Origin of the sequence: Hamadaea sp. NPDC051192 (assembly GCF_040682475.1) — a bacterium.
In the GTDB taxonomy this organism is placed as follows: Bacteria; Actinomycetota; Actinomycetes; order Mycobacteriales; family Micromonosporaceae; genus Hamadaea; species Hamadaea flava.
In genome coordinates this window covers 80,080-94,336 of record NZ_JBFBAZ010000016.1, presented here as the reverse complement: position 1 = coordinate 94,336, position 14,257 = coordinate 80,080, and the positions used below count along the sequence as shown (strand labels likewise).

14 protein-coding genes and 1 pseudogene are annotated in these 14,257 nt (G+C 71.3%); 10 read left to right on the top strand and 5 right to left on the bottom strand.

Annotation, left to right across the window (positions count from 1 at the left end):
• From AB0M47_RS10000 to AB0M47_RS09980, 5 genes are all read left to right on the top strand, one after another.
• A partial coding sequence (locus AB0M47_RS10000; RefSeq protein ID WP_363411321.1) for a hypothetical protein occupies nt 1-258 on the top strand: 258 nt, incomplete at its 5' end.
• A gap of 40 nt (nt 259-298) precedes the next feature.
• Nucleotides 299-1,222 carry an MEDS domain-containing protein gene (locus AB0M47_RS09995; protein ID WP_363411319.1) on the top strand — a complete coding sequence of 308 codons (924 nt, stop codon included), beginning with the start codon at nt 299-301 and terminating at the stop codon, nt 1,220-1,222.
• Entirely contained in the window at nt 1,209-1,637 is a 429-nt protein-coding gene (locus AB0M47_RS09990) for an ATP-binding protein (RefSeq protein ID WP_363411317.1), read from the top strand. Before AB0M47_RS09995 ends, AB0M47_RS09990 begins: the two co-directional genes overlap by 14 nt.
• A 67-nt stretch (nt 1,638-1,704) precedes the next feature.
• On the top strand, nt 1,705-2,442 hold the full coding sequence (locus tag AB0M47_RS09985; protein ID WP_363411315.1) for an SDR family oxidoreductase: 738 nt from the start codon (nt 1,705-1,707) through the stop codon (nt 2,440-2,442).
• 42 nt (nt 2,443-2,484) lie between these two features.
• Nucleotides 2,485-3,072, top strand: a complete 588-nt coding sequence (locus AB0M47_RS09980) for a TetR/AcrR family transcriptional regulator (RefSeq protein WP_363411313.1) — start codon at nt 2,485-2,487, stop codon at nt 3,070-3,072.
• Between the two features lie 36 nt (nt 3,073-3,108).
• Here the strand turns inward: AB0M47_RS09980 and AB0M47_RS09975 are convergent, their stop codons facing one another.
• Both AB0M47_RS09975 and AB0M47_RS09970 read right to left on the bottom strand, forming a co-directional pair.
• Nucleotides 3,109-3,840: an ABC transporter permease gene (locus AB0M47_RS09975; protein WP_363411311.1), complete on the bottom strand. Its 732-nt coding sequence runs from the start codon at nt 3,838-3,840 to the stop codon at nt 3,109-3,111.
• A complete protein-coding gene (locus tag AB0M47_RS09970) occupies nt 3,837-4,787 on the bottom strand; it encodes an ABC transporter ATP-binding protein (protein WP_363411309.1) in 951 nt (316 codons plus the stop codon). Before AB0M47_RS09970 ends, AB0M47_RS09975 begins: the two co-directional genes overlap by 4 nt.
• A 132-nt stretch (nt 4,788-4,919) precedes the next feature.
• Between AB0M47_RS09970 and AB0M47_RS09965 the strand changes: the two genes are divergently transcribed.
• The gene (locus AB0M47_RS09965; RefSeq protein WP_363411308.1) at nt 4,920-6,881 is read left to right on the top strand and encodes a sensor domain-containing protein; all 1,962 of its coding nucleotides are present in this window, start codon (nt 4,920-4,922) and stop codon (nt 6,879-6,881) included.
• Nucleotides 6,833-7,483, top strand: a complete 651-nt coding sequence (locus AB0M47_RS09960; protein ID WP_363411306.1) for a response regulator transcription factor — start codon at nt 6,833-6,835, stop codon at nt 7,481-7,483. The genes AB0M47_RS09965 and AB0M47_RS09960 overlap by 49 nt, the downstream gene beginning before the upstream one ends.
• 58 nt (nt 7,484-7,541) lie before the next feature.
• Here the strand turns inward: AB0M47_RS09960 and AB0M47_RS09955 are convergent.
• A pseudogene (locus tag AB0M47_RS09955) lies at nt 7,542-8,266 on the bottom strand (methyltransferase domain-containing protein).
• Nucleotides 8,267-8,570: 304 nt separating this feature from the next.
• On the opposite strand from AB0M47_RS09955, the gene AB0M47_RS09950 reads away from it, so the two are divergent.
• Genes AB0M47_RS09950 through fxsT form a run of 3 tightly spaced genes read left to right on the top strand, consistent with a single transcriptional unit; the run spans nt 8,571 to nt 13,056 of the window.
• The gene (locus AB0M47_RS09950; RefSeq protein ID WP_363411304.1) at nt 8,571-8,894 is read left to right on the top strand and encodes a CU044_2847 family protein; all 324 of its coding nucleotides are present in this window, start codon (nt 8,571-8,573) and stop codon (nt 8,892-8,894) included.
• Complete coding sequence (locus AB0M47_RS09945; RefSeq protein WP_363411302.1) at nt 8,891-9,811, top strand: trypsin-like peptidase domain-containing protein; 921 nt, start codon at nt 8,891-8,893, stop codon at nt 9,809-9,811. The genes AB0M47_RS09950 and AB0M47_RS09945 overlap by 4 nt, the downstream gene beginning before the upstream one ends.
• A gap of 2 nt (nt 9,812-9,813) precedes the next feature.
• Complete coding sequence (gene fxsT, locus AB0M47_RS09940; protein ID WP_363411300.1) at nt 9,814-13,056, top strand: FxSxx-COOH system tetratricopeptide repeat protein; 3,243 nt, start codon at nt 9,814-9,816, stop codon at nt 13,054-13,056.
• 7 nt (nt 13,057-13,063) lie between these two features.
• Here the strand turns inward: fxsT and AB0M47_RS09935 are convergent, their stop codons facing one another.
• Nucleotides 13,064-14,095 carry an HEXXH motif-containing putative peptide modification protein gene (locus AB0M47_RS09935; RefSeq protein WP_363411298.1) on the bottom strand — a complete coding sequence of 344 codons (1,032 nt, stop codon included), beginning with the start codon at nt 14,093-14,095 and terminating at the stop codon, nt 13,064-13,066.
• A complete protein-coding gene (locus AB0M47_RS09930; protein ID WP_360006332.1) occupies nt 14,056-14,253 on the bottom strand; it encodes a hypothetical protein in 198 nt (65 codons plus the stop codon). Before AB0M47_RS09930 ends, AB0M47_RS09935 begins: the two co-directional genes overlap by 40 nt.
• Nucleotides 14,254-14,257: the final 4 nt, after the last annotated feature.

The following is a 14,257-nucleotide window of genomic DNA, read 5'->3' as shown; positions in this document are numbered from 1 at the left end:
GGGCCGACCGACCGGCACCACGACCTGACCGGCGCGGAGAGCCTCACCGGCGCCGACGTCGCCGAAGCGGCCGGGTACGCCTTCGAGGAGTGCGCCGACGCCGACTTCGCCGCCGCGCTGGCGCTCGCCGGCGAAGAACCCTGGTGGGTGTACGCCTACAGCTCGATGTTCGCCGCGATCCGGCAGGACCGCTGGTCACCGGTGAGCGACGAGGTGAACCGCCTGCTGGGCCGCCCACCGGCAGGAATCATGCGCTGAAGATCTGGGTATGGGATGGTTCGGTGAGGAAGGGAGAAGCGTGTCGGATCCGATCACGGTGGACGAGTTGCGGCCGGGCGATCACGCCTGCCTGACGTACTCGGACAGCGACGAACGGCTGGACATCGTGGCCGCGTTCGTCGCCGACGGCCTGGATCGCGGCGACAAGATCATCTGCTACACCGAGGAACTGTCCGCCGACCAGATGGCGGCCGAACTGGTCAGCCGCGAGGTGACCGGCGCCCGTGACGGGCAGCTCATCATCGCCCCGAGCCGCGACGTCGGCCTGGTCGGCGTCGGCGCGCAGCCCGTCGTCGACGTGCTCGGCGCGGAGCTGGCCGTCTCGGTCGAGCAGGGCTACCCGGGGCTGCGCGTGTCGGCCGACATGTGCTGGGCGGTCGCGCCGTCGCCGGCGGCCGAGCGGCTGGCCGAGTTCGAGACCGCGCTGGGGAGCCTGTTCACGTCGGGCAAGCTGACCGCGATCTGCGAGTACGACCGGGACCGGTTCGACCCGGTGACCCTGTCCTTCGCCGCCCGGTCCCACGCCAAGACGGTCGCGGCGCTGGCGTACCACGACGATCCGGTGTTGCGGATCTGCCGTCAGCACCGGCCGCCCGGCGTACGCATCGCCGGCGAGCTGGACTTCACCCATCGCGACCCGCTGGAACAGGCGTTGTCCGAGGCCGTCCGGCTCGACCGGCACCTCTACCTGAACCTGGCCAAGCTGCACTTCATCGACGTCGCCTGCGCGACGCTCGTGGCGAAGACGGCGTTCTCCCTGCCGCCGGGCCGCACGATGACGATCGTGGCCTCCTCGATGGTGGCCTCGGTGCTGCGCCTGCTCGGCGTCGAGGACACCGGCGCGTCGCTGACGGGCGGCCGGTTGTCCGGCGGCTCGTTCTCGGACGGCTCCGTGGGCGGCGACGTCCGGCTCAGATTGATCGAAGCCGATGAGCGCCCCTGACCTGCGCCCACCCGACCGCGACCGGCCTGACGTCGCGGCCGAACTGCTCGAGCAGCAGTTCGACGCGGCCGGCCTGTACGCATTGCGCTCGGCGATCGCCGCCCATGCCTCGGAGTTGGGCGCCGACAGCCGAAGGGCCGGCGAGATCGTGCTGGCCTGCCACGAACTCGCGATCAACGCCGTACGCCACGGCGGCGGCCGGGGCCGGCTGCGCCTGTGGCGCTCCGGTGACCTGCTCTACTGCGAGGTCACCGACGACGGTCCTGGGCTGGCCGACCCGGAAGCCGGCTCGCAGCCGGTGCCACTGGCCGAACCGGGCGGTCGCGGACTCTGGATCGTCCGGCGGCTCGCCGAGAGCATGGAGATCGCCAACCACCAGGGCACGACGATCACCGTCGCGTTCGCCCTCCACTAGGTCCCGGCGTACCGATCCGGCTTATCGTTCCCGGGTGGACTCGCTGACCCCGACAACGACCCGGACAATGACCCGAACGAAGAACCCCACCAAGACCGCGATCGTCGTCGGGAGCAGCGACGGCATCGGGCTCGCCCTGGCCACCCGGCTCGTCTCCGACGGCTGGCGTGTCATTGGTGTGTCGCGCAGTCCCGGCGGGCTCACCCACACCGGCTATGAGCACTTGACGCTGGACGTCATTGATTCCGCGTACGCGGAGCGGCTCGCCGAGGCATGTGATCGGCTCGGAGCGGTCGACCTCTGCGTCTACTGCGCCGGAATCGGGGACTTCCTCCGCCGGGCCGCCCCACCGGCGGACCTTGCCGCTGATCTGGCTGTGCAGAGCCGGGTGCTCGCGGTCAACCTCGGCGGCGCGGCTGCCACCGTCGAGGTGGTGCTGCCCCTGCTGGCGGCGGCCCGGTCCGGCCACTTCATCGGGCTGTCCAGCCTCGCCGACCGGCTCATCAGCGACCAGGCGCCCGCGTACGCCGCGTCGAAGGCCGGGCTGACGTCCTATCTCGACGGGCTGGCGCTGGCGATGCGCCCGTACGGGGTGGCGGTGACGACGGTGCGGTTCGGGTTCGTCGACACCAAGCTGGCCAAGTCCCCGGTGACACCGTTCAAGATCTCCCCCGACCGGGCGGCCGAGCTGATCCTGCGATGCGTACGCCGCCGCCCGGCCCGGCTCACCGCGCCGAAGCGCATGGCCGCCCTGGTCTGGCTGGTCGCCCGCATCACCGCGGTACGCCTCCGCCTCGGCCGCTGAACCCTCGCACCGGCAAGCCGGCCGGGAAGTACGATCATGCCGATGTCCATGCCCTATGAGGCGACCGGCCGGGTCGGCCAGAAGGCCCGCACCCGGCAGGCCCTCGTCGACGCGACCCGGCGACTGCTCGCCGAGGGTCAGACGCCGCAGGTCGAGGAGGCCGCCGAGGCGGCGGGGATCTCGCGTACCACGGCGTACCGCTACTTCCCGAATCAGCGGGTGCTGCTCATGGCGGCGCACCCGGAGATCTCGCCCGACACGTTGCTCGGTCCGGACGCGCCCGCCACCCTGCCCGAACGGCTCGACGCGTTTGTGGCGGCGTTCTGCGAATACAACTTCACCTGGGAACATCAACTGCGCGCTGCTTTACGCGTATCCCTTGGGCCGGAAGCGGAACGGCCGACGTTGCGGCAGGGCCGCGCGGTGGCCTGGGTCGAGGACGCGTTGGCGCCCTTGCGCGTGACGCACCCGGCGGTGGACGTGCACGCGCTGGCGATCGCGATCCGCTCGGCGATCGGCATCGAGACGCTGATCTGGCTGTCGGATGTGGCCGGATACGACCAGGCCCAAGCCGCGCGGACAGTACGCCAGACCGCCCGCGCCCTGCTCGACGCGGCCACCGGTCGGTAGCGGCGAAGGCAGGGCGCGGGCGGTCGGGCGAGCGGGTCAGGACCAGCGGAAGAACCGGGCGGCCGCGGCCCACGCCACCGCCGCGTAGGCGCAGAGCACCACGATGTGCAGCGCCTGCGGCCAGTGACCGGCCGCCGCGTCCTGCATGACCTTGACGCCCGCGCCGAGCGGGGTGAACTCGCCGATGCGCTGCAGCGTCTTCGGCATCACATCGAGCGGCACCCAGAGCCCGGCGAAGAACATCAGCGGGAAGAAGGTCAGCGACCCGAGGCCCTGCGTCAGCTTCGCGGAGCCCACCGAGGCCAGCAGCAGCCCGAAACCGAACAGGCAGGCCGCGACGAGCAGGAGGCCGAGCATGAACGCCAGCGGGTTGCCCGGCAGGTCGACCCCGTACGCCAGCCAGCCGACCCCGAGCACCAGCAGCACTCCGATGCCCAGCACGGTGAGGTGGGCGAACGCCTGCGCGGTGAGCAGGTCGCGGGGCCGGGCCGGAGTGGCCGCCAGCCGGCGCAGGATGCCGCGTTCCCGGTAGGTCGCCAGCTGTGCCGGCAGCATGCTGAGTGCGACCATCGCCACCGCCATGGTGAGCATGGTCGGCACATAGACCGACAGCGTCGAGCGGCCGCCGAGTGCGGGGTTGGCCTCCCGGAACGCCGGCACGCTGCCCAGGATCGCCAGGATGGCCGGGGCGAGCAGGATGCCGAAGACGACGGCCGCGATGTCGCGGAAGTAGAGGCGCAGCTCGGTGCGGAACATGGTCACGTTCATCGGTTCGCTCCATCGATAGCGTCGGGGGTGTCGGTGGCGGTGCTGGCGGAGACTGCGGTGAGCTGCACGAACGCGTCGTCGAGTGTGGACTGCTCGACGCGCAGCCCCAGCGGGGCCAAGCCCTGCCGAGACAGCTCGGCTACGACGGCCGGCAGTGCTTCCTCCGTGCCTCGCACGGTGACGTGCTCGCCGTCGACGGCGACGTCGCTGACACCGGGCAGCCCGTCGAGGGCGACCGGCCGGGCGACGCGGAAGGTGAGCACCTGGCCGGTCGCGACCAGCGCGGTGAGGCCGGCCGGGGTGTCGAGGGCGGCGATCCGCCCGTCGTGGATCACCGCGACCCGGTCGCACAGCCGCTCGGCCTCGTCCATGAAATGCGTGACCAGCAGAATCGTCACGCCCCGGTCGCGGATGTCGGAGATGAGCTGCCACGTGTCGCGCCGGGCCTGCGGGTCGAGACCGGTCGTCAGCTCGTCCAGGATCGCCAGCCGCGGATTGCCGACCAGCGCCAGCGCGATCGACAGCCGCTGCTTCTGCCCGCCCGACAACTTCGCGTACGCCGTGTCCGCCGAGCCGGTCAGCCCGAGGTCGTCGAGCAGCTGCTCCGGCCGGGCCGGGTTCGGGTAGAACGAGGCGAACAGGTGCAGCGCCTCGCTGGCCGTGATGCGATCCTGCAGGCTGGACTCCTGCAGCTGCATGCCGAGGATCCGGCGCAGCCGTTCCCGGTCGCGCTGTGGATCCAGCCCCAGCACCCGGATGTCGCCCCGGTCGGGCGTACGCAGTCCGCCGACGCACTCGACGGTGGTGGTCTTCCCGGCGCCGTTGCGCCCGAGGATGCCGAAGATCTCGCCGCGCTCGACGGAGAAGGTCACGTCGTCGACGGCCACGCGCTCGCCGTAGCGCTTGTGCAGGTTCGTGACTTCGAGGACTTTCGGAGTGGCTGTCATGCCTATAGACGCTAGAAATCGGCGGCGTCGCCCAGAATCCGTTCAGCCCTCCGCTTGGGGTAGACCTAGCCCCACCCCGGCGGGAAGTCAGCCCCAGTGCGGTCCTTGCCGGTGACCGGCCAGACTGGGGGCATGACGGCAAGGTTGCGCGCGTTCGCGGCAGGTCTGGAGCTCTACGCCCTCAGCCTGTTCGGCCTGCTGTGCCTCGGTCCGGTGCTGGTCGTCTTCATGCCCGGTTTCCTGCTCGGCCTGGTCTTCCTCATCCCCGGCCCGCTGCTGGCCGTGCGCCGGCTGACCGGACGCGTACGGCGGCGGACCAAGGCCCTGACGGGCATCGAGATCCCCGAGCCCTATGCGCCCGAACCCCCGCTGCCGCAGCCGCACGCGGACGGCTGGTACCAGCGGGACCGCCAGCTGTACAAGCGCCTGTGGTGGCCGCGGCTGGCCGACCGCATCGACTGGGTGCTCGGCGACAACGCGAGCTGGCGGGACCTCGGCTGGCTCGCCGTCGCGCCGGTCGTCGGCCTCCTCGGCGTGCTGCCGCTGGCGCTGCCGTTCGCCGTCCTGGCGTTCGCCCCGCCCGGCCCGTTCAGCTCGCCCGCGATGGTCACGGCGGCCGCGGTCGCCGGTCTGGCGCTCGCGCCGGTGGGGCTGCGGGCGACGGCGAGATTCCACCGCCGCATGCTGGGCGGCCCCATGCTGCGGTCCGACGTCCACGACCTTCATACAGATCATCCGGTACGCGTCTGGGCCGCGAAGGCGACGTCCCCAGTGATCCGGCTGACCCTGCTGCTGCTCACGAGCATGATCGCGATCCCGGTGTTCGTGGCGACCGTGGCCGCGCTGGTCCTCGGCTACGGGCTCGGCCTGATCTTCCTCGTCCCCTGGGGGCAGGCTGATCTGCGCTGGCTCGCGGATTGGCGGCGGTCGCTCGCCCACTGGTCGGGTGTGTCCATTCCGAGCCCGTATCGTCCGTTGCCACCCCTGGTCCAGCGGCCCGACGGCATGTATCGGGTGAATCGGAACCTCTACAAGACCCCGCGCTGGGCGCTGTGGACCCAGCGGTTCTACTGGGTGCAGACCGATCCGGCGACCTGGCGGGAACTGGTGTGGCGGGGGACCGATCCGATCGCCGGCGGTCTGATCGCCGGCGTACCGGTGTTCCTGGTCGTCTACGGGATCTGGGGTCAGATCCTGCCCCGGATCGTGCACATCTTCGTCAGCGAGTCGCCCGCGAACTTCTGGTACGGCACCTTCTTCGGCCATCCCGCCGCCGCGATCCCGGGCGGGCTGGCGCTGGCGGCGCTCGGCGTGGCGATCGCGCCCGCCGCGCTGCGGCTGCACGGGCGCTGGAGCCGGTTGCTCCTCAAGCCATCCGGCGACACCGCCCTCGCCCAGCGAGTCGAGCAGCTGACGCTGTCCCGCGCCGATGCCAGCGACGCCGCCGCTCGCGAACTGCGGCGCATCGAACGCGACCTGCACGACGGCCCGCAGGCCCGCCTGGTCGCGCTGGGGCTGCGGCTCGGCACGATCGAGGCGCTCATCGACACTGATCCGGCCGCGGCCAAGGAACTCACCGTGCAGACCCAGGAGGCGGCCGCGCAGGCGCTGCGCGAACTCCGCGAGGTCGTCCGGGGCATCCATCCGCCGGTGCTGGCCGAACGCGGCCTGGCCGACGCCGTACGCGCGCTGGCGCTGGACAGTCCGCTCACCGTGACCGTCGACATCGACCTGCAGGTGCGGCTGCCCGAGCCGATCGAGGCGGCGGCGTACTTCTCCGTGGCGGAGGCGTTGGGCAACGCCGCGAAGCACGCCCGCGCCCGCACCGTCGCCGTCCGGCTAGACCTGCTCCCGGCCGGTGGCGCCGACCCGGCCGCCGAGGGCGACGTGCTGCGGATGACCGTTCGCGACGACGGTCGGGGCGGCGCAGATCCGGCCAATGGCAGTGGCCTGCGCGGCCTGGCCCGCCGGCTCGGTATCTTCGACGGGACCGTCACGCTGTCGAGCCCGCCCGGCGGCCCCACCGAGCTGATCATGGAGCTGCCATGCGCGTCGTCCTCGCCGAGGACCTCTACCTCCTCCGGGAGGGACTGATCCAGCTGCTCACGGCGCACGGGTTCACCGTCGTCGCGGCGGCCGAGACGGGTCCTGAGCTGGCGGCGGCGTTGGCCGAGCACGAGCCCGACATCGCGATCGTCGACGTACGCCTCCCGCCGACCAACACCGACGAAGGCCTGCGGATCGCGTTGGAGGCCCGCCGCCGGCGCCCCGGTCTGCCGGTCCTGGTGCTGTCCCAGCACGTCGAGCAGCTGTACGCCCGCGAACTGCTCGAAGACGGCTCGGGTGGAGTCGGCTACCTGCTCAAGGACCGGGTGCTCAACGCCGGTCAGTTCGTCGACGCGATCCGTCGCGTGGCGGCGGGCGGCACCGCGATGGACCCCGACGTCATCGCGAAGCTCCTCACGCGGGCCCGGCCGGACAGCCCGGTCGACCAGCTGACCACCCGGGAGAAGGAGGTCCTCGGGCTGATGGCCGAAGGCCGGTCGAACGCGGCGATCGCCCAGCGGCTGTTCATGAGCGAGGGCGCGGTCGGCAAGCACACCGCCGGCATCTTCGGCAAACTCGGGCTCGGCCCGTCCGACGACGACAACCGGCGGGTGCTGGCGGTGCTGGCGTACCTGAACAGCAGCCGCTAAACCGACGGTTTGTGGGCGGCTTATGGTTGGTGGGCCGACTTATGGTTTGCGGGCCGGCTTATGGTTTGTGGGCGACGACCAGCATCCGCTGGGCGTGCGACTCGAATCGGCCGTGGCGCTGGATGTGCTCGTGCAGCGCCAGCAACGTGTCGTGGTACTTCTCGACGGTGAAGTCCGGCACCGCCCAGATCACCTTGCGGATGAAGTAGACCACCGCGCCGACGTCGGCGAACGTGACCACCAGCGACTCGGCCCGTAGCTCGTCGAGGACGAGACCGGCGGCTCCCGTCGGGCGGTCTCCGGCTCGCGCTCCGGCCCGTAGGTCTGCGGCCCGAGGAAGAACTCCGTCAGCTCGCGATTGGACCCCGGCCCGATCTGCTGGCTGAAGTACACCCCGCCCGGCCGCAGCACCCGGGCGACCTCGGTCCACCCGACGACGTTCGGATGACGGCTGACCACCAGGTCGAACGTCTCGTCCGGGAAGGGGAGCGGACCGTCCTCGGCCGCCTCGACGACCGGCACGCCCAACGGCTGGAGCGTACGCCGCGCCAGCGCCAGATTCGGCGGCCAGCCCTCGGTCGCGTACGTGGTGGGGGCGAGCGCGGCGACCTCGGCCAGCACCTCGCCGCCGCCCGTCTGGACGTCGACGGCGACCCGGGCCCTGGCCATCAACGCCGACATCCGCCGCAGATATCCCCACGACGGCCGCTGCTCGGTGGCCCGGCCGTCCAGCCAGGAGAAGTCCCAGCCGTCCACGTCGGCCTCGGCCGCCTCGGCGATCAGCTCGTCGAACGGTCTCCCGGCGGTCGTCCGGGGGTCGGCCGTCCGGGGGTCGGCCGTCCGGGGGTCGGCCGTCCGGGGGTCGGCCGTCCGGGGGTCGGCCGTCCGGGCTGGCCGTCGGCCAGCGGCGTCGGCAGGCGGTTCAGCGGATGCGGCGGTCATGGCCTCAGCGTCCCAAGGGTGGCCGTGCCGGGCAAGTGATCCACCCCGGCGAGTGGAAAGCGCTGCGGTATCAGGTTTCCGACAGTCACCGAACAGTGGGCGTACGGCGGTTGGTCTCATGTCGACAGTGATCTACTCTTCGGGCGTGGGTGAACTCCTCCGCTTCGAATCCGACTTCGGCACCGTGTACGTCGAAGAGCGCGACGACAGCGGGCTGGAGCGCGTCGGCGTGTTCAGCCGCGCCAAACCCGCCAAGGAGAAGCTCGAGGTCGCCCTGGCCCAAGTCCGGCCGGCCTTTCAAGCCGCGATCACGGCCCTGTCCGACCTTCCGGTCGCGCCCGACGAGTTCGAGGTCGAGGTCGGCCTGACGCTGACCGCCGAGGCCGGCGCGCTCATCGCGCGTACCGCCGCGGAGGGACATCTGGTCGTGCGGGCGGTGTGGCGTAACCCGGTGGCGGGACGGGAGTGACCGGGCAGCCCACGCTGGCCGGCCGGGTCCGGGTGCTGGCAGGTGACCCGGAGCGGATCGTGGGTGCGGGTGTCGCGTTGTCGGCGCGCCGCGTCCTGACCTGCTGGCACGTGGTCTCCGACGAACCAGCCGACGCGCTGGCCGTCGCCGAGCCGTCCGGCGTGCCCATCGCAGCGGACGTGACCTGGTCGGCCCCGATCGGCCCGCACGGCGAAGGCGACCTGGCGGTGCTGACCACCCGCGCGCCGCTGACCGGGCCGCCCGCCCGCCTGGCCGACTGCGGCGACGCCGAATTCGACGTACGCGTCATCGGCAACCCCGCCCAGTCCCCAGCGCAGGTCCTGGCCCGGGCGCGGCTGGTCGGCCCGGCCGACCCGGTCACCGGCTGGCGGCAGCTGGACCGGCTGTCCACCGCGACCGTCGCCGTCGACCGGGGCTTCAGCGGAGCGGGCGTGTTCGACCCGGACGGCCGCGTCGTCGGCCTCACCGTCGCGCGTTCGCAACTCGGCCAGCAGACCGTGGGCTGGATGATCCCGGTGGCCGCCTGGCGCCGCCTGCTCCCCGCCGACCTCGCCTCAGCGGTGACCGCCGCACCCCGGACCGAGCCGCTCAGCCCCACCGAACGCAGTACGCTCGCCCGCGCGCTCGCGACCGTCCCCACCATCGAGGACTCCCTGGCGCGAGCGGAGCTGATCGCCGCACTGCCCGACGCCATCCGGCTCCGCGTACGCGTGACGCACCGCCTGCTCCTCGACTGCCGCGAACTGATCACCACCACACTCGACACGGACGGCGGATTCCCGGCCCTCTATCGGCGACTGTCCGAGCGGGAGGATCCCGATAGCATCTCCTTGCGGGAGTTCCGTGCACTCGCGGTGTCGATGCGGCTCCTGCCGCCACCGGACGAAGAGGACTGATCATGCCCCGCCTGCTGCTTCAGCAAGCCACCGAATTGCGGGACGTGCTCCTGTCGGTGGGAGTGCTGAAGAACGCGGACGAACGTCAGTTGTGCCTCGACGCCGTCCACACCGAACTCGGTCGGCAGATCGTCAGTGACAACCGGAAGACCACGGCGCACAAGACCGATCTGATGGTCATCGTCCAGGCGTTGTCGGCCGAGCCCGAAGGCCTGCCCACGTTGCTGCGCGCGGCGGAGGCGTTCGGCGAGCCGGGTGACGTCGTGCCCGCGTGGCGCGTTCTCGCCCGCCTGGACCTGGCGGAACTGCTCGACGGGGTTCGGCCCGACGTCGTCGCGGAGGTCGCCGGTCAGGTCATGGACGCCCGGGTGGACGTCGACAAGCCGGACGTCGTCCTCCAGCAGGTCGGCTGGCAGCGAGCCGAGGCTTGGGGCGCGTCCGCGATGATCGCCTTCGTGGTCCTGCTGCTGGAGCGGCTGTCGGGGGAGGCGGGCGGTGCCGGGGCGAATCCGGCCAGTGGCAGGGTCTCCGGTCGGGAAGGCAACACCGCCAGGATCGAGACCTGGCTCACCGGCGGCCGGTATGCTTTTGGGTTGACCGGTGCTGACCTGGACAACGCTCGCCGTGTGGCGCGATTGATCAGTGCGGCCGCGGGACCCGGCTCGAACACAGGTTTGCCGGCGCATGAGGAAGGTCCCGACGTGGGTACCACGACGATCATCAAGGTCACCGACTCGGGGACGGCGCAACCGCCTGCCCTGGTCTGGGGCGGCGTACCGGCCCGCAATCAGTACTTCGTGGGCCGCCGCGAGAGCCTGACCACTCTCGACGCCGCCCTGACCCAGCAGGCTCGGGCGTCGGTCCTGCCGAAGGCCAGCGTGCGCGGGGCCGGCGGGGTCGGCAAGACCCAACTCGCCGTCGAGTACACCTACCTGAACCAGAGCCGGTACCAGATCATCTGGTGGATCAACGCCGAGAACATCGCGACCGTCCGCGCGTCGCTGTCCGCCCTGGCCGACCGCGTCAACATCCCCCCGAATCCCAGCATGGAGCAGCGTATCCGCGCCCTGCTGGACCATCTGGCGACGACGTCGCAGGACTGGCTGCTGGTCTACGACAACGCGACCGATCCGGCCGAACTGGCCCCGCTCATGCCGACCGCGAACGTCGTCGGCGAACTCGGGCACGTGATCGTGACCACGCGCAACACCGCGTGGGCGGCCGAGGGCGCGACCTTGGAGCTGGACGTCTTCAGCCGGTCGGAATCCCTGGAACTGCTCCAGGCACGGGTGCCCGACACCACCGACCGCGAGGCTCACGATCTGGCCGAGAAGCTGGACGACCTGCCGCTGGCCCTGGAACAGGCCGCGAGCTGGCTGCTGACCATGCCGTCCTCCGTGGACGAGTACCTGCAGGACCTGGAGAGCCGGGCGACGACGTTGCTCGCCGAGGGCCGGCCCCGCGAGTACAACGGCACGGTGCTGACCGTCGTCTCGCTGGCGTTGCCGCAGTTGGCCGAGCGGTCGGCGGCTGCCGTCCAGCTGCTCGAGCTGCTGGTGCACCTGGCTCCGGAGCCGATCTCGACGCGACTGCTCTGGGAGGGCCGGCGCGCCGCCGGGCTGCCCGAACCGTTGCGGTCGGTGCTCCAGGAGCGCAACGACATCTCCCGGACCGTACGGCATCTCGGTTCGCTGGGGCTGGCGCGGATCGACAACGCGAACAAGCGAGTGCAGATCCACCGGCTGGTCCACCTCGTCGTCCGGGAGGGGCTGACCAGCGCCGAACCGCTGCTGAACGCCCAGCGGCTGCTGTCGGCGGCCAACCCCGGCTTCCCCGACGACCGCGGCACTTGGCCCCGGCATTCGGAAATCGCCCCGCACCTACAGGCCGCACACATGATCGACGGCGATGTGGACGCTCGCCGGACGGTGCTCGACCAGGTGCGGTACGTCTACAACACGGGCGACTACGAGAGCTGCCGAGTACTCGTCGAGGAGGCGCTCGCCGCCTGGGACGTGCCCGACGCGGACGGTCGTGCCAGCTCCGACGCGCTGACCCTATTGGCGTTACGCCGGTACGGCGACGCGTTGCGGCAACTGAACGATCAGCAGGCAGCCACCGTCACACTGGCGGCGTACGAGCGCATGGTCGAGGCGCTCGGCGAGGAGCACGAGTACACCATGGGCGCGGCGAACAGCGTCGGCGCCGACATGCGCCGGGCGGGCCGCGTGACCGAAGCGCGGGAACTGGACGCCCGTACCCTGGAGACGCAGCGACGGGTCCTCGGCGACGCCGACCCCAGCACGCTGCGCATCATGAACTCGCTCGCGATGGACCTGCGGCTGACCGGCGACTTCGCTGCCTCGTACGCGCTGAACGTCGAGGTCGAGGAGCACGCCCGCACCCTGGAGGACGGGGCGATCCCGATCGTCCTCGCCCAGGAGGCCCAGGCCCGCGACCTCTACCTCCTCGGCCGGTACGCCGACGCCGCCGCGCTGCTGGAGGGCTCGCTTCCGATCCAGCGCAACCTGCTGGGGGCCGACCACCTCACCGTGCTCCGCGCGACCTGTGTCTACGTCGCGAGCCTGCGCAAACTCGGCCGGCTCGACGAGGCCGTAGCTGAGGGCCGGGCCAACCATCTGCTGGCCACCCGCCGGTTCGGGCCCGATCATCTGATGACCGCCGAGTGCGGGATGACAGCGGCCAACGCGCTGCGGGCGCGTGGCGACGCGAGGGACGCCCACACCTACGCCATGCGCAGCCTGCAGCTGTTCCGCGGGATCTACGGCGAGGACCACCCACTGGTGTGGTGCGCGTCGGTCAACGTCGCGGCCATCCTGCGCGCCCGCGACCTGGACCAGGACGCGGAGGAGCTGAACCTGCGTACCCTCGATGGGCTGCGCCGCACGCTCCCGGGGGCGCATCCGTACCTGCTCAGCGCACGTACCGGGGTGGTCATGAACCTCGTTCGCGCCCATCGGATCGCCGAGGCACAGCCGCTGTCCGCGGAGATCCTCGCCGACTCGCAGCGGGTGCGCGGCCCGGAACACGCCTACACCTACTACTGCATGGTCAACGCCGCGGTGGACCAGATCCAGAGCGGACAGACCGAGACCGGCCTCCCGCTGCTCGCTGAGGCGACCCGGCTGCTGATCGAGAAGTTCGGCGCCGACCACCCCGAGGTCGAGGCAGCCCGCAACCGCCGCCGCATCGAATGCGACATCGAGACGATCAGTCTGATCTGAGGTCAGCTCACGCGAAGTCGCGGGCCGCGAGCGTCTCGCACAACAATCGGCCCGCGTCGGTCAGGCTCGCAGCCCGGTCCAGCTCCTCGAAAGCCCGGTCCAGCTGTCCGCGTACCTCGGCCAGGCGCGCCTCGGCTCGCTCTGCCAGCTCATCTTGTACGCGTAAAGCAGCCCACAGGTCCGCCACGGCGGTGAAGGCGTACGCCCCGTGCAGCAGACCCGTGATCGGCCGGGGATCGGCGCGCCACGGTGACTGGTACCAAGCCCGGTCGGCCGGATCGAACAGGTCGGCCAGATGCATGACCACGCTGAGCTTGCTGTGCTGGAACTCGTGGACCATCGCGACGGCCAGCTCGACCGCGCCGAGCGCAGGCTCGCTGGCGAACGCGCCGAACGCGTCGGAGTGCGTGACACTGTGATTGCCTGCCCCGGCGTCGCCCAGCGGGACGAACGTCGTCAACCCGAACGCCAGCTCGTCGGCGTACGCCGGAACGTGGTCCGCCAGCAGCCGCCACGCAGAGTCGAATATGGACTTCGTGGCGGCATGCCCGGCGTCGGTCAGCCGGCCGGCCAATTGCAGGCCATAGCAGTCTCGCATCGGATCGACATCGTCCACCGTCAAGTGCAGGCTGCGCCCGGTACGCCGAAGGCTGTAGCGGGTCAACGTCGGCCAGTCGTCCACTGCGCCGGAATCCATTCCCGCGCGATTCGCCGCCCGCCGCGCGATCGCATCCAGGTAGCCGACGGACGCCGACGCCACGCCCCGCGTCCGCTGCGTCGCCCAGACCCCGAGCCACGGCAGCCGCAACACCTCGCGCACTGCGCCCGGATCCACCTCGTACGCCCGCCCGATCATCGTCGCAGCGGGCACCAGATCCGCATCGATGGCGACGAGATGGCGGATCAGCAGCAGCGTCCGGGTCAGCTGAACGTCCCGCAGCTTCTCGATTTGTTCCCGCCCGGCCGCACCCCGGGCCAGCCCCCGTAACTCGCCGGCGGTCAGTCCGAGACGGGGCGCGTCTCGAGAAAGCTGTTCCATCCCGCGAGCGTCCTCTCCGGATGCGTATGCACCAGCGCGACCAGGTCCGCGACGGCCGCCGTCAGCGCTGGATCATCGCCGAGCAGCAGCCGGTTCAGGCGATCGCCGGAGATGTCGGGCAGCGGCGCCCGGCTCGGCAGGGGTCTTTCGTCATCCATCGGT